General features: G+C 57.2%; 12 protein-coding genes and 1 tRNA gene. 4 read left to right on the top strand and 9 right to left on the bottom strand.

Annotation, left to right across the window (positions count from 1 at the left end):
• Positions 1 to 29: 29 nt before the first annotated feature.
• The 6 genes from infB to HGHM_RS04850 all read right to left on the bottom strand — a co-directional run bounded on the left by infB (position 30) and on the right by HGHM_RS04850 (position 7,836).
• Positions 30 to 2,849 (bottom strand): translation initiation factor IF-2, encoded by a 2,820-nt coding sequence (gene infB, locus HGHM_RS04875; RefSeq protein ID WP_019140390.1) that lies wholly within the window; start codon positions 2,847 to 2,849, stop codon positions 30 to 32.
• Between the two features lie 51 nt (positions 2,850 to 2,900).
• Positions 2,901 to 4,460: a transcription termination factor NusA gene (nusA, locus tag HGHM_RS04870; RefSeq protein WP_019140389.1), complete on the bottom strand. Its 1,560-nt coding sequence runs from the start codon at positions 4,458 to 4,460 to the stop codon at positions 2,901 to 2,903.
• Complete coding sequence (gene rimP, locus HGHM_RS04865) at positions 4,457 to 4,942, bottom strand: ribosome maturation factor RimP (RefSeq protein ID WP_026075709.1); 486 nt, start codon at positions 4,940 to 4,942, stop codon at positions 4,457 to 4,459. Before rimP ends, nusA begins: the two co-directional genes overlap by 4 nt.
• A gap of 268 nt (positions 4,943 to 5,210) precedes the next feature.
• On the bottom strand, positions 5,211 to 6,767 hold the full coding sequence (rluB, locus tag HGHM_RS04860) for a 23S rRNA pseudouridine(2605) synthase RluB (RefSeq protein ID WP_019140387.1): 1,557 nt from the start codon (positions 6,765 to 6,767) through the stop codon (positions 5,211 to 5,213).
• Positions 6,745 to 7,593 (bottom strand): SMC-Scp complex subunit ScpB, encoded by an 849-nt coding sequence (gene scpB, locus HGHM_RS04855; protein WP_019140386.1) that lies wholly within the window; start codon positions 7,591 to 7,593, stop codon positions 6,745 to 6,747. The genes rluB and scpB overlap by 23 nt, the downstream gene beginning before the upstream one ends.
• A 166-nt stretch (positions 7,594 to 7,759) precedes the next feature.
• Positions 7,760 to 7,836: transfer RNA gene (locus tag HGHM_RS04850), tRNA-Met, on the bottom strand.
• A 174-nt stretch (positions 7,837 to 8,010) separates the two neighbouring features.
• On the opposite strand from HGHM_RS04850, the gene HGHM_RS04845 reads away from it, so the two are divergent.
• A complete protein-coding gene (locus HGHM_RS04845; protein ID WP_026075708.1) occupies positions 8,011 to 8,583 on the top strand; it encodes an NUDIX hydrolase in 573 nt (190 codons plus the stop codon).
• A 141-nt stretch (positions 8,584 to 8,724) separates the two neighbouring features.
• On the opposite strand, the gene HGHM_RS04840 is transcribed toward HGHM_RS04845, so the two are convergent.
• Positions 8,725 to 9,927 (bottom strand): ammonium transporter, encoded by a 1,203-nt coding sequence (locus HGHM_RS04840; protein ID WP_019140384.1) that lies wholly within the window; start codon positions 9,925 to 9,927, stop codon positions 8,725 to 8,727.
• Positions 9,928 to 10,109: 182 nt separating this feature from the next.
• Here HGHM_RS04840 and aat point away from each other — a divergent pair, with 182 nt between their 5' ends.
• The 3 genes from aat to HGHM_RS04825 all read left to right on the top strand — a co-directional run bounded on the left by aat (position 10,110) and on the right by HGHM_RS04825 (position 12,794).
• Positions 10,110 to 10,832, top strand: coding sequence for a leucyl/phenylalanyl-tRNA--protein transferase (aat, locus tag HGHM_RS04835; RefSeq protein WP_019140383.1), 723 nt, complete (start codon positions 10,110 to 10,112; stop codon positions 10,830 to 10,832).
• 81 nt (positions 10,833 to 10,913) lie between these two features.
• Complete coding sequence (locus tag HGHM_RS04830; RefSeq protein ID WP_019140382.1) at positions 10,914 to 11,639, top strand: arginyltransferase; 726 nt, start codon at positions 10,914 to 10,916, stop codon at positions 11,637 to 11,639.
• A gap of 105 nt (positions 11,640 to 11,744) precedes the next feature.
• A complete protein-coding gene (locus HGHM_RS04825; protein ID WP_019140381.1) occupies positions 11,745 to 12,794 on the top strand; it encodes a quinone-dependent dihydroorotate dehydrogenase in 1,050 nt (349 codons plus the stop codon).
• Between the two features lie 73 nt (positions 12,795 to 12,867).
• Here HGHM_RS04825 and clpA read toward each other — a convergent pair whose 3' ends face one another.
• A complete protein-coding gene (clpA, locus tag HGHM_RS04820; RefSeq protein ID WP_019140380.1) occupies positions 12,868 to 15,168 on the bottom strand; it encodes an ATP-dependent Clp protease ATP-binding subunit ClpA in 2,301 nt (766 codons plus the stop codon).
• Complete coding sequence (gene clpS / locus HGHM_RS04815; RefSeq protein ID WP_019140379.1) at positions 15,165 to 15,473, bottom strand: ATP-dependent Clp protease adapter ClpS; 309 nt, start codon at positions 15,471 to 15,473, stop codon at positions 15,165 to 15,167. Before clpS ends, clpA begins: the two co-directional genes overlap by 4 nt.
• Between the last annotated feature and the right edge of the window lie 44 nt (positions 15,474 to 15,517).

Genomic DNA, 15,517 nt, shown 5'->3' with positions numbered 1-15,517 from the left:
GCGCACAACGCAATCACCCGCCAGCACGATTACAAGGTCCGTGCCACTTCCTGGACTTCGAAGACTTCCAGCTGGTCGCCTTCCTTGATGTCGTTGAAGTTCTTCAGCGACAGGCCGCATTCAAAGCCAGCCTTCACTTCCTTCACGTCATCCTTGAAGCGCTTGAGCGAATCGAGCTCGCCGGTCCAGATCACGACATTGTTGCGCAGCAGGCGTACCGATGCGCCACGCCGGACCAGGCCATCGAGTACGTAGCAGCCGGCGATCGCGCCCACCTTGCTGACATGGAAGACCTGGCGAATTTCCACCAGACCCAGTGTCTGTTCGCGCTTCTCCGGTGCCAGCAGGCCCGACATGGCTGCCTTGATCTCGTCTACCGCATCGTAAATGATGTTGTAGTAGCGGATATCGACGCCGTTGGCTTCGGCCAGCTTGCGCGCAGATGCATCGGCGCGAGTGTTGAAGCCGATGATGACTGCCTTGGAAGCCATCGCCAGGTTGACATCCGACTCGCTGATGCCGCCGACTGCACCATGCACGATCTGCACCCGGACTTCATCCGTGGACAGCTTCTGCATTGCATGCACCAGCGCTTCCTGCGAACCCTGCACGTCAGCCTTGATGATCATCGGCAGATTCTTCACCTCGCCTTCGGCCATCTGCTCGAACATGTTTTCCAGCTTGGCAGCCTGCTGCTTGGCCAGCTTCACGTCACGGAACTTGCCCTGACGGAACAAGGCGATTTCACGCGCCTTGCGCTCGTCGGACATCACCATCACTTCTTCGCCAGCGCCCGGCACTTCGGTCAGACCCTGGATTTCCACCGGGATCGAGGGACCAGCTTCGGCAACGTTCTTGCCATTCTCGTCGAGCATCGCCCGTACCCGGCCATAGGAAGAGCCGGCAAGCACCACGTCGCCACGCTTGAGCGTGCCTGATTGGACCAGTACGGTCGCCACCGGGCCGCGGCCCTTGTCGAGCTTGGCTTCGATCACCAGGCCCTTGGCCGGCGCATCCACCGGCGCGGTCAGCTCGAGAACCTCGGCCTGCAGCAACACGTTTTCCAGCAGGGAGTCGATGTTCTGGCCGGTCTTCGCCGACACCGGGATGAAAGGCGCATCGCCGCCGTATTCTTCCGGCACGACGCCTTCCGCAACCAGTTCCTGCGTCACACGGTCCGGGTTTGCACTCTGCTTGTCGATCTTGTTGATCGCCACGACGATAGGCACGCCAGCCGCCTTCGCATGGGCAATGGCTTCCTTGGTCTGCGGCATCACGCCGTCGTCGGCTGCCACCACCAGGATCACGATATCGGTTGCCTTCGCACCGCGCGCACGCATTGCGGTAAACGCTTCGTGGCCCGGCGTGTCGAGGAAGGTGATGATACCGCGCGGCGTATCGACGTGATAGGCGCCGATATGCTGCGTAATGCCGCCCGCCTCACCCGCCGCCACTTTGGCGCGGCGAATGTAGTCGAGCAGCGAAGTCTTGCCGTGGTCGACGTGGCCCATCACGGTCACGACCGGCGCACGCGGCAAGGCTTCCGCATCGGTATTGGCACCGGCTTCCTCGAGCAGTGCTTCCGGATCGTCGAGCTTGGCTGCAAACGCCTTGTGCCCCATTTCCTCGACCACGATCATTGCGGTTTCCTGGTCCAGCACCTGGTTGATGGTGACCATCTGGCCCAGCTTCATCAATTGCTTGATCACCTCCGATGCCTTCACTGCCATCTTGTGAGCCAGTTCGGCAACGGTGATGGTTTCCGGCACATACACGTCCCGCACCACGGCCTCGGTCGGCACCTGGAAGTTGCTTTCGCGCTGTTCATCACCATGCGACGAGCGCCGGCCCTTGGGACCGCTACGCCATCCGTCACGGCCACCGGTCGGCGCCGCGCCGCGAGTCTTGATTGCGCCACGCTTCTTCGCTGCATCGTCCTGCCAAGTGGAAGACACATTGGCCGAGCGGATCGCTTTCTTGTCGCCGACTGCAGGCTTCTTGTCTTCCTTCTTGTCGGCCGGTTTCTTGTCGGCCGGCTTGTGCAGCGTGCCCTCGGCACCTTTTGCCTGAGGCGCGGCGGCAGGCACCGGCTCCGGCGCCTTCATCACCTTGCGCGGCGCATTCATCATCGCCTTGATCTGAGCAACCTCGTCCTCGACCATCTTGCGCGCGCGCTCGGTGGCAGCGGCGCGCTCGGCAGCTTCCTTCTTCGCCTGTTCGTCGGCCTTGCGCTTCGCCTCTTCCTCGGCGATGCGCTTCTTCTCTTCGGCCTCGGAGTTCTGCTGCTTCGCCTGGACCGCCTGAACTGCACGCTCGCGTTCGGCGGCTGCCCGCTCGGCTTCGAGCGCAGCCTCCTGCATCGCCTTGGCCTGGGCTTCCTTTTCCGCCTCCAGTTTCGCCAAGCGCTCCTGCTTTTCGCGCAGTTCGGCTTCCTGGCGCGCGATCAGCTCGGCCTGACGCCGGGCTTCCTCCGCACGGCGTGCAATTTCCGCTTCATCAATGACCGGTGCGGCCGGTTTTGCCGCCGGCTCTTCCGCCGGCATGTCGTCACGCTTAATGAAGGTGCGCTTCTTGCGTACCTCGACCTGGATGGTGCGCGACTTGCCGCTCGCATCGGCCTGCTTGATCTCCGTGGTTTCCTTCCGGGTCAAGGTGATCTTCTTTTTCTCACCGGCCGTTGTGGCGCCGTGAGCACGGCGCAAGTGATTCAGAAGCTTGTCCTTGTCATCCTTGGACAAAGCATCGGACGTCGAAGTCTTTTCGACGCCGGCAGCACGCAATTGCTTCAGCAGTATGTCTGCCGGCATCTTCAGCTCGGTGGCAAATTGCGCTACGTTGTTACTCGCCATTCAGTCCTCTTTTCTATGTGACACGGCCGGTAATAATTTGGGTGCGGAGCCTTACTTGGCTTCGACCAACTCCCGCGCCTTCGCCTGCAGGCTCCTGGCGCGATCATCGTATTTGGCATCGATGAGTCTCATCTCATCGTCGGTCACATCCTTGAATCCATTTTCAATCAACTGGCGCGCACGTTCAATCGGCAGCGCCAGAACTGCACCGAATTCGTCATAGGCCATGCCAGCAAATGCATCGACTGTCTTGACCCCTGCCAGTCCCACCTTGCCAGCGGTTATGCGGTCCATGCCGTCGAGATTCACAAGCTCGTCCTGCATGCCGTCAAGGCCTTCTTCCGATGCAATCGCCTCGGTCACCAGTGCGTCGCGGGCGCGGCTGCGCAACTCATTGACTGTATCCTCGTCGAATGCCTCGATCTCCAGCATTTCATTGATCGGCACGTAAGCAATCTCTTCCAGGCTGGTGAAACCTTCTTCCACCAGGATGTCGGCGACTTCCTGGTCCACGTCGAGCCGCTCCATGAACAGTGAACGGATCGCTGCCGTTTCGGCGGCCGACTTGTCCGCGGATTCTTCGGCCGTCATGATGTTGATCTGCCAGCCAGTCAACTCGGATGCGAGGCGCACGTTCTGACCTCCGCGGCCGATGGCGATCGCGAGGTTCTCCTCGTCGACGACCACATCCATCGCATGCTTTTCCTCATCCACAACGATCGAAGATACGTTGGCTGGCGCCAGGGCGCCGATCACGAACTGTGCCGGATCTTCCGACCACAGCACGATGTCGACCCGCTCGCCGCCCAATTCGCCGGTCACTGCCTGCACGCGCGAGCCGCGCATGCCGACGCAGGTACCGATCGGGTCGATGCGCTTGTCGTTCGTGTACACGGCAATCTTGGCGCGAATGCCGGGATCGCGCGCCGCCGATTTAATCAGCAGCAATCCCTGTTCGATCTCGGGCACTTCCAGCTCGAACAGCTTCATGATGAATTCCGGCGCGGTACGCGACAGGATGACTTGCGGCCCGCGCGCATTGCGGTCGATACGCAGGATATAGGCACGGACGCGATCGCCGACGCGCAGGTTCTCCTTTGGAATCATCTGGTCGCGCGGCAGTCGCGCCTCGATCTTGCCCGACTCGACGATGGCATCGCCGCGCTCCATGCGCTTGATGGTGCCGGTGACCAGCGCATCGCCGCGCGCCAGAAAATCCTGCAGGATCTGCTCGCGTTCTGCATCGCGGATACGCTGCAGCACAACCTGCTTGGTGTCCTGCGCAAAGCGGCGCCCGAAATCAACCGACTCGATCGGCTCTTCGATATAGTCGTCGACTTCGATATCGGGAATCTGCTCCCTAGCCTCGAACAGCAGGACTTCCTGGTCCGGCTGCTGCAGTCCAGCCTCATCCGGCACCACGTGCCAGCGGCGGAACGATTCGAATTCGCCATTTTCACGATCAATCGAGACGCGAATATCCACATCGCCGTCATAGCGCTTCTTGGTCGCTTGCGCAAGCGCATGTTCGAGCGCTCCGAAGACGATCTCCTTGTCGACGTTTTTCTCACGTGCCAGCGCATCGACCAACAACAATACTTCGCGACTCATGCTTTGCGACTCCTAAAGTCCACTTTCGGCACCAAGCGTGCCTTGTCCACATCGGCGAGCGTAAATTCCAGCATCGCCGGCCCTTCATTGCCTTCAAATTCCAATTTCAGCGTATCGCCTTCAGGCTCATGCAATACGCCCTGAAAATTCTTGCGGTTTCCAGCCCCCGCCATCGGCAGGCGCAGCTTCACCATCACCTCCTGGCCGGCGAAACGCACATAATCCGCCAGCTTCTTCAGCGGCCGGTCCAATCCCGGCGAAGAAACTTCAAGCCGTTCATAATCCGCATCCTCGACAGTCAGCACGTGGGTCAGCTGGCGGCTGACCTTTTCGCAGTCCTCCACTGTCACCTGCGCATCGCCTGCGTTTTCCGGCGCAAGATCAATATATACGCGCAACAGTCCGCGGGGCGCCTGTTCAAAATCAACCAGCTCGTACCCCATGCCCGTCACAGTTTTTTCAATTAATTCCGCCAGCCGCACAACTCTTCTCCGCATGAAACCAAGCCAGCAAAAACGGCCGACCGAGCAAACCAATTGATCAACAAAAAAAAAAATGGGCAACCGCCCATCTTTTTTATTTCCGCCGTCTTCCCGCCTGTCTTTGAAGGCGCTCCTCTGCGGCGATTACTGTTAACTATCTAATTATAAATAATTTTTTGGTGCGCCGCAATGCTCGGAATGGCAAACAGACGCGGCCATCCGCCGATTCCGGGCAATTTTGTTCCGCCGGCCCGTCCGCTGTAGCTGCTTAGCCGCGCGATCGACGGCGAGGCATGCCGCCGTTTCCCGCACCCGGCTGAAACCGCGACATGTTCCCCGCACCGCGGCCATTTGCGGCACCGCGTCGCGGCTCGCCCATCCCCGGAAAACCAAGCGCAGTCTGCAGCGGATCCGGCTGGCGGCTACGCTGACCCTGATTCTGGGCACGTGCCCCGCCCGGGCCACGCTTCTGACCCTGATTGGCCTGGCCCGAACCGCGCGGCTTGGACGTTGAGCCTTCACCGCCAGCCTTGCCCAACCCGCTCAGGCTCATCAGTTCGCGTACTGCATGCTCATCCAGCTCTTCCCAGCGCCCGCGCTTCAAGCCGCGAGGCAATGTAAGCGCACCGTAGCGCGTACGAATCAGGCGCGACACCGTCAATCCCACTGCCTCGAACATGCGGCGAACTTCGCGATTCCGGCCTTCGCCGATGGTGACACGGTACCAGCGGTTGACGCCTTCACCTCCGCCATCAGCGACTCTTGAAAACTGCGCTGTGCCGTCTTCAAGCTCGACCCCGCTCAGCAGTTTCTGGCGCATGCCCTCTTCCAGCTCGCCCAGGGTACGCACCGCGTATTCACGCTCTATGTTGTAGCGCGGGTGCATCAGCCGGTTTGCGAGATCGCCCGAGGTAGTAAACAGCAGCAGACCCTCGGTGTTGAAGTCAAGGCGACCGACCGCCAGCCATTTTGCCGACTTCATGCTGGGCAAGCGGTCGAAGACCGAGGGACGCCCTTCCGGATCGTTATGGCTGACGATTTCGCCGGCAGGCTTGTGATATACCAGCACGCGCGGCGGCCGCTTGGCCACTTTGCGCTGGATCAGCTTGCCATTGATGCGCACCTGGTCGGTCGCCAGGATGCGTTGCCCGATATGGGCCGGTTCGCCGTTGACCGATACCCGGCCGGCAATGATCAATTCTTCCATGTCGCGGCGCGAGCCTAGGCCGGCGTCCGCCAGGACCTTGTGCAGCTTTGGCGCATCGTCTTCGGCAGTCAGGTCGCGCCGGACATTTTTGGCAAGGCCATTGCGCCCGGATCCGTCAGATCTTTCATCAGCGGCCTGACGATCGAAGGCATCGGAAATGACATAGGAGAACACGTCGTCCGCCTGTGTACTCTTCGAGCGGGGCTGCTGGCCTTTCGATGCGACTGGCTTGCCCCCGCCTTTCTGCGCTCCGCGGCCCTTCGACCGGTTGTCCTTCTTGTGCGCGTTGCGCTCGGCCCGGCCCTTATCCCCGGACGCGGCGTCATTGGCCTCAGCAGCCGAATTCCCTGGCTCACCCTTGCCGCTGGCATGCGCATCGGTAGTTGCGGCACCGGCTTCAGCCTCGTTCAAGCGCATGGCACGCGAGCGCCGGAGGTTGCGAGGACTGCGTACGCCCCGCTTCGCTGTCGGCTTCGCATTGTTTTCTTCCGTGCTGCCGGCAGGCGCAAATGTTTCCTTCACGCTGTTGTCAGCCGATTGCAATTCATTGTTATCCGATGCTGTCGAAGGCGGTACCAGCACATCCGTCGCCGCATCATTTTGGATCGGTAAATTCATTATTGGACTCTTGATTTTGCTGACCGCGCGCAGCATCGCTTGTCATTTCGGGCGCGGGGTCGGAAGAAGGGACTTCGGATTCGGCGATCGAAGCATCCGGAGAGGCATCCTGCAGGATGCCGGCTTCCGGCGCTTCCGCAACCGCTTCCGCGATGATTTCGGCATGGCCAGCATCATCTGTCGATGTTGAGCCGGGATCAGCCGCAAAGTTCATTGCAGCCTGATCGAGCTTGGCCTGCATCTCATCCTGCAGGGCTTGCATTTCAGGGAGATTGCCGCCTTGAATGTGTTCCTTCGAGATTTCTTGCAGAGGCGGCAACTGGTCCAGTGAAGTCAGTCCCAAGTCGTCCAGAAACTGCTTCGTGGTCGCAAACAATGCCGGACGGCCCGGCACATCGCGGTGGCCTATCGCCTCAATCCAGCCTCTGTCTTCGAGCATCTTGATGGTTTGGGAGTTCACCGTCACACCACGGATTTCCTCGATGTCACCGCGCGTCACCGGCTGCCGGTAAGCGATGATCGCCAAGGTTTCAAGAGTCGCGCGCGAATATTTCGGCGGTTTTTCCGGATTGAGCCGCTCGAGGTATTTCTTCATCTCCGGCCGGCTTTGGAAGCGCCAGCCAGTGGAAAGACTGACGATCTCGATACCTTTATCCGCCCAGTCGTTGCGCAATTCTTCGAGCAGAAGCTTGATGGTGTCAGCGCCTATTTCTTCGTTATCTTCGCCATTCTCCGCGTAGAGCTTCTTCATGTCGTTGATTGACAAGGGCTCGTGCGTGCATAGCAATGCAGTTTCGAGGACTTTCTTGGCCTCAACAGTATTCATGTGCAGTTTTTTTATGCGGATTGTTTAGCAAACAGTTTGCAGAATTTATGCCTATGGCATGCATCGGCGATGCCGCCTGATCAGAGAATCCGTTGATGCTACTTTCCTGCGCCCGAATTTAGAGGAGGTGTACTGTTGGGCGGGAATTGTAAAGACTTAAGGCTTTTGGTTGCGGGGGCAGGATTTGAACCTGCGACCTTCGGGTTATGAGCCCGACGAGCTGCCAGACTGCTCCACCCCGCGTCTGAAGAAATGAAGTATATACAGATTCGGCAGATAACGCAATCGCTCTTTGGAAGCGAGGTGTTACACTTCGTGCTGTGCTTTTCAATGCAACAGTACAAGTAGGACACGCAATGCACCGCGGCTGTCCATAGTCGACTTTCAGCGTTCAACCCATTTCCTGATTCCCTTGTCATGAAATTTTGTTCAGAATGCGCGCATCCCGTGTCGCTGCAGGTGCCGCCGGACGACAATCGTCCGCGCTATGTTTGCAACCACTGCGGCACGATCCATTATCAAAATCCGAAGATGGTGATCGGCTCGATTCCGGCCTGGGAAGAAGATGGCGATGTGCGCATCCTGCTGTGCAAACGCGCCATCGAACCTCGCCGCGGTTACTGGACATTGCCTGCGGGCTTCATGGAAAACAATGAAACGACATCGGAGGCCGCGCGACGCGAAACACTGGAAGAAGCAGGCGCACGCGTCGAATTGCATGAGTTATTTTCTCTGCTCAATGTCCCCCATGTACATCAGGTCCACATGTTTTATCGCGCAACATTGCTTGATCTCGACTATGAAGCGGGCATCGAGAGCCTCGAGGTAAAGCTTTTTTCGGAGTCGGAAATTCCGTGGAACGATATTGCCTTTCCGACAGTGGCACACACACTGAAATTTTTCTTTTCCGATCGGGCGAAGCTCAAGGAAGGCGGAACCTATGCTTTCCACTCACGGGATATCCTGAAGCCGATGCTGCGACCCGAATAAAGCGGAATTCTTCGCCGCGTAATCTTCAACATCTCGCCTGATGCTCCAGTATGTGAGCTACCGCGGAATATCAGCCGGCCGCTCTCTCAGGCCTTCTTGTGCAATAGCACCGGGAGATGGAAGGTCCGGCACTGAGTCACATTACCAACTGGTTTCGCGCTCTGCCGTGGCGCTGATCCTGTGAATCGATAAATCAGCGCCGTCGAATTCCTGCTCGGGATCGAGGCGGATTCCGACCGTTTTCTTGAGAAGCCCATAAATGGCGAAGCCGGCGGTGAACGCAATGAAAACTCCAATGAAGGTGCCGATGAGCTGCGACATGATGGATACTCCACCTATTCCGCCCAAGGCTTTCTGACCAAAGATGCCGGCAGCGATACCTCCCCATGTACCGCAGAGTCCATGCAGTGGCCACACTCCAAGCACATCGTCGATTTTCCATTTGTTTTGGGTGAGCGTGAACATCCAGACGAAAATCGCACCGGCAATCGCCCCCGTCCACAGGGCTCCCAATGGATGCATCAGATCGGAACCAGCGCATACTGCCACCAAACCGGCCAGCGGTCCGTTGTAGGCAAATCCCGGGTCGTTCTTTCCGAGCAGGAGCGCGATCAAGGTACCGCCCACCATGGCCATCAATGAATTGAGTGCCACCAGGCCGTTCATCTTTTCCAGTGTTTGTGCACTCATCACGTTAAAGCCGAACCAGCCTACCGTTAATATCCAGGCACCGAGCGCAAGAAATGGAATATTCGAAGGCGGGTGTGCTGCAATAGCGCCATCCTTGGTATAGCGGCCGCGGCGCGCGCCCAGCAGGAGCACCGCTGGCAGCGCAGCCCACCCGCCAACGGCATGCACGACCACCGAGCCGGCAAAATCGTGGAAGGGCTCGCCAAATACCGATGTGAGCCAGGACTGGATACCAAGCCTGTGATTCCATGCAATGCCCTCGAAGAAGGGATAGACCAGGCCAACCAATAGTGCAGTCGCCATCAGTTGCGGATAAAACTTTGCGCGCTCCGCAATACCTCCTGAAATAATCGCGGGAATTGCGGCGGCAAAGGTAAGCAGGAAGAAAAACTTTACGAGTTCGAAACCGTTCTTCGCGGCCAGCGTACCGGCATCGGCAAAAAAGTGGACGCCGTACGCGATGCCGTAACCGACGAAAAAGTAGGCGATCGTAGATATCGCAAAATCGACTAAGATCTTGACCAGAGCGTTGACCTGATTCTTTTTGCGCACGGTGCCAAGTTCAAGAAATGCGAAACCAGCGTGCATCGCCAAGATCAAAATGGCGCCGAGCAAGACAAACAAGGCGTCGATGCCACTTTTAACCGCTTCCATAGCAAAATTCTCCCTATAAATGTGCACAGCGCCGCGAAAACGCTTCACTTAAGCAATAACTGTTCCGATTTAGTGCATCTCAGCAACCTCATGATTTCAAACAATATCTTTTTGAGACCTTTAGTGGTTTTCAGTGAGTGCACAAGAACGGGGCAACTGCCTGTTCCAATTTGGGAGATGCGATGATTCCTTGGCTGGGCAAGCACACGCCTTTTCCAGAGGTTTCGACTGCCTTGACGGAAGAGGATGGCGCCGCCGGCTTGCTGGCGGCAGGAGGTGATCTGTCGCCACAACGCCTGCTGGATGCCTATCGGCACGGTATCTTTCCATGGTTCTCCTTAGGCCAACCGATTCTGTGGTGGAGCACCGATCCGCGCATGGTGCTTTATACGGCTGACTTCAAGATCTCGGACAGCCTGCGGAAGAGCTTGAAAAAGGTGCATCGAAGCATGGCTTCGGATGGACCTTGGCAGGTTCGGTTTGATACGGCTTTCGAGGAGGTGATGCGCGCCTGCGCTGCACCGCGCAAGGAAGGTGCCGGCACCTGGATCTCCGATGAAATCATCGAGGGCTATTCGGCCTTGCATCGCGCCGGATTTGCCCACTCGTCCGAGTTGTGGCTGGAAGGGAAACTGGTCGGGGGAGCCTACGGCGTCAGCATTGGCCGCATGTTCTATGGTGAATCAATGTTTGCGCGCGTGAGCGATGGCTCCAAAATTGCTTTGGCCTTTCTCGTCCATTTCTTGAAGAAGCACGAGGTGCTCATGATTGACTGCCAACAAGAAACGTCTCACCTGGCGTCTCTCGGCGCTGCCCCTATACCAAGAAGTGAATTTATCAGCCACCTGCAAAAGGCTATCCGCGAGCCGCAGATCGAAACATGGCGGCCCCTTGAATTATTTTAAACGGGTGACAAAAACGCTTATCGCCTTGCAGGTCAACGGTGTAAATTAATACTGTCAGCATCCTCCCCAGGTAAGCTCCCGATGACGCATCTCAAAGAACTGCCCTTCGCCGCGCTGCAGTTTTACGCAACCGCGCCGTATCCATGCAGTTATCTCCCGGATCGCCAAGCCCGTTCTCAAGTTGCAACGCCTTCCCATCTGATCAATGCGGATGTGTACTCCGAACTGGTCAAGAATGGCTTCCGGCGCAGCGGCATTTTTACTTATCGCCCCTACTGCGACGGATGTCAGGCCTGCATTCCGGTTCGCATCAGGGTCGATGCTTTCTCCCCCAACCGGAGCCAGCGCCGCGCCTGGATCAGGCACCAGGAATTCGTAACCTCGATTACATCCTTATCCTACGTCGCGGAACACTACGACCTCTACCTGCGCTATCAGGCAGTGCGCCATGCCGGCGGCGGCATGGACCAGGACAGCCGCGATCAATACGCGCAATTCCTGTTGCAAAGCAAAGTCAATACGCGCCTGGTTGAATTTCGCGATCCCGACGGCATTCTGCGCATGGTAAGCATCATTGATGTCCTGGATGACGGCTTGTCTTCGGTTTATACCTTTTACGATCCTGATGTAAAAGGTGCCTCATACGGCACATACAATGTTCTGTGGCAGGTCGAGCAAGCCAGACGCTTGCACATGCCTTACGTCTATCTGGGGTACTGGATACAGAACAGTCCGAAGATGGCGTACAAGACCAATTTCAAACCGCTTGAGGCCCTCCGGCATGGCAAGTGGGAAGAATGGCATTGATCCCGCTCACGATCGGCGCTTTCCCCTAGGTGCCAGAGTAAAATGGCAGCTTTTTGGCAGGCAAGAACGTTCGCACCCGCCTGCAATGCTTCCCTCTGGTCTTCTATGTCTGACAAATTCCTGTATGCGCTTGCCCGTCCGCTGCTGTTCTCGCTCGACCCTGAAACAGCCCATAATCTGACCCTGTCATCCTTGCAGCGTGCTGCAGCGCTTGGCCTTACCAAAGGAATTGCTCAGCCCCGCCCTGATCCGCGCACGGTTATGGGCATACGATTTCCCAATCCGGTCGGACTGGCGGCAGGTCTCGACAAGGATGGCGCCTATATTGATGGCTTGGCAGCGCTTGGATTCGGATTCATTGAAGTTGGAACTGTCACGCCGCATGCCCAAGCCGGCAACCCGCGGCCCCGCATGTTCCGCTTGCCCGAAGCCAATGCCATCATCAACCGCATGGGCTTCAACAATGGTGGTGTCGATGCCTTTGTCGCCAACGTGCAGGCATCGCAGTTCTATCAGGACAAGAAAGGTGTACTTGGCCTTAACATTGGCAAAAACGCGAGTACGCCAATCGAGCGGGCAGCCGATGATTATCTGCATTGCCTGGAGAAGGTGTATCCGTACGCAAGCTACGTCACCGTCAACATTTCCTCGCCTAATACGAAAAACCTGAGGCAGTTGCAGGGTGCATCCGAGCTAGATGCCTTGTTGTCCGACCTTAAGGATGCGCAGCAACGCCTGACCGACAAGCACAAACGGTACGTGCCTATTGCCCTGAAAATTGCCCCGGACATCAACGACGAACAAATCAAAGTCATTGCTGGCGCGCTTCTTCAGCACCGGATGGATGCGGTGATCGCCACCAATACCACGGTCAGCCGCGATGCAGTCAAGTCATTGCCGCATGCGGAAGAAGCAGGCGGCCTCTCAGGGGCACCGGACTTCGAGCCATCCAACAAAGTGATTCGGGGATTAAGGTCAGAACTGGGCGATGCATTGCCGATCATTGGTGTAGGCGGCATTTGCTCCGGCAAGGACGCCCGGGTGAAGATGGAAACCGGCGCTTCGCTGGTGCAGCTTTATACGGGCTTGATTTATCGCGGGCCTGCGCTGGTCCGGGAATGTGCGGAAGCGCTGCGCAATTCGGGCGCCAGCTGAATCTGCCAATCGAGCTGCAATAAAAAAAGCCCGAACGACTTTCGTCAGTTCGGGCTTGCTGAATCAAGATTGCTTATTCGACTTCCAGGGTTTCTTCCGGGGTCGCAGGAGGCATAGGGTCCCCTTCCGCAAAGTCCAGCTTGATCTGCTCATTTTCATCCAGGTCCACCGTCACGCGTCCGCCCGAGACGAGCTTACCGAACAGAAGTTCATCTGCCAGCGCCTTGCGAATCATGTCCTGGATCAGACGCGCCATTGGACGTGCGCCCATCAGCGGATCAAAGCCTTTTCTGCCGAGGAACTTGCGCAAGTTGTCGGTGAAGATAGCTTCCACCTTCTTCTCGTGCAGTTGCTCTTCGAGCTGCATCAGGAACTTGTCAACCACGCGCAGGATAATTTCTTCATCCAGCGCACGGAAGCTGATGATCGAGTCCAGGCGATTACGGAATTCCGGCGTGAACATGCGCTTGATATCCGCCATCTCGTCGCCGGCCTCCTTCTTGTCCGTAAAGCCGATCGAGCGCTTCTGCAGGCTTTCCGCTCCCGCGTTGGTCGTCATGATGATGATGACATTGCGGAAGTCCGTCTTGCGGCCATTGTTATCAGTCAGCGTGCCATGGTCCATCACCTGCAGCAGGATATTGAAAATATCCGGATGCGCCTTTTCGATTTCATCAAGCAGCAGCACTGCATGCGGCTTCTTGGTAATCGCTTCGGTCAACAGCCCACCCTGATCGAATCCGACATATCCCGGCGGCGCGCCGATCAGGCGACTTACCGCATGGCGCTCCATGTACTCGGACATATCGAATCGAATCAGCTCGATACCGAGAATGAAGGCCAACTGCTTCGCGACTTCGGTCTTGCCGACGCCGGTCGGACCAGAGAACAGGAAAGCACCAATTGGTTTGTCCGTCTTGCCCAAGCCGGCACGAGCCATCTTGATAGCAGACGACAGCGCTTCGATTGCCGGATCCTGACCAAACACCACGTTCTTCAGGTCGCGTTCAATAGTCTGCAGCTTACTGCGGTCATCCTGGTTGACCGACTGCGGAGGAATCCGGGCAATCTTGGAAATGATGTCCTCGATTTCGGATTTGCCGATCGTCTTTTTCTGCTTCGACTTTGGCAGTATCCGCTGCGCTGCGCCGGCCTCATCGATGACGTCAATGGCCTTGTCTGGCAAATGGCGGTCATTGATGAACCGTGCCGCCAGTTCCGCGGCAGAGGTAAGGGCCGACGCAGAATACTTGACGCCATGATGCTCTTCGAAGCGCGACTTCAGCCCGCGCAGGATCTGCACTGTCTGCTCGACCGTCGGTTCGTTGACATCGATCTTCTGGAAGCGGCGCGACAAGGCATGGTCTTTCTCGAACACACCACGGAACTCGGTATAAGTGGTTGCGCCAATGCATTTCAGCTGACCACTGGACAAAGCCGGCTTCAGCAGATTGGATGCATCGAGAGTTCCGCCGGACGCCGAGCCAGCACCGATGATCGTATGAATCTCGTCGATAAAGAGTATCGCGTTCGGCGCATCCTTCAATTGCTTGAGCACGGCCTTCAGGCGCTGCTCGAAATCGCCGCGGTACTTGGTGCCTGCCAGCAGCGCCCCCATGTCAAGCGAGTAGACAATCGCATTCTGCAAGACTTCCGGCACATCGCCTTGCGTCACACGCCAGGCCAAGCCTTCTGCGATCGCAGTTTTGCCGACACCGGCCTCGCCCACGAGCAAGGGATTGTTCTTGCGTCGACGGCACAACGTTTGAATGACTCTCTCGACTTCCGACTCGCGTCCGATAAGTGGATCGATCCGCCCTTCCGCAGCCAGCTTGTTGAGATTCTGCGTAAACTGGTCGAGCGGGCTTTCCTTCTGCTGGCCATCGGCCTGTGCATCTTCTGCGCCTTCGGGCGCCTTCTGGGGATCGATTTGTTGATCCTTGCGCACGCCATGCGAGATGAAATTGACTACGTCCAGCCTGGTCACCCCCTGCTGGTGCAGGTAGTAAACAGCGTGCGAATCCTTTTCGCCAAAAATCGCGACCAAGACATTAGCGCCGGTTACTTCCTTCTTGCCATTCGACGCTGACTGCACGTGCATGATCGCGCGTTGAATCACACGCTGAAAACCAAGCGTAGGCTGGGTGTCGACCTCGCTTGTACCCGGCACGGTCGGCGTATTGTCGTTGATGAAATTGGTCAGCGTCTTGCGCAGATCCTCTATATTAACTGCGCATGCGCGCAGCACTTCTGCTGCAGACGGGTTGTCAAGCAGCGCGAGCAGCAAATGCTCGACAGTGATGAATTCATGACGTGCTTGCCGGGCTTCGACAAACGCCATGTGCAAACTAACTTCCAGTTCCTGCGCAATCATGCTTCCTCCATCACGCATTGCAGGGGATGCCCTGCCTTTCTTGCGTGCGTTAAAACCAATTCCACTTTAGTCGACGCTATATCCTTTGGATAGACGCCGCACATACCTTTTCCATCACGATGAACTTTGAGCATGATCTGCGTCGCAGTTTCTCGGTCCTTGTTGAAATATTCCTGAATGATCGTGACGACAAACTCCATGGGAGTGTAGTCATCATTCAACAATAATACTTGGTACATTGGCGGAGGCTTAAGTTTCTGCTCCTGCCTCTCTAATACCGTATTGTTGTCATGCTTGGTTGCCATTCTTCAATTTCGATACGTTCAACTTGGGCGCGTCACGGAAAGTA

It is taken from the genome of Noviherbaspirillum massiliense JC206 (genome assembly GCF_000312045.1).
Classification (GTDB): Bacteria; Pseudomonadota; Gammaproteobacteria; order Burkholderiales; family Burkholderiaceae_D; genus Noviherbaspirillum; species Noviherbaspirillum massiliense.
The sequence above is the reverse complement of the archived record's forward strand: the minus strand, read 5'-3'. Positions and strand labels throughout refer to the sequence as shown.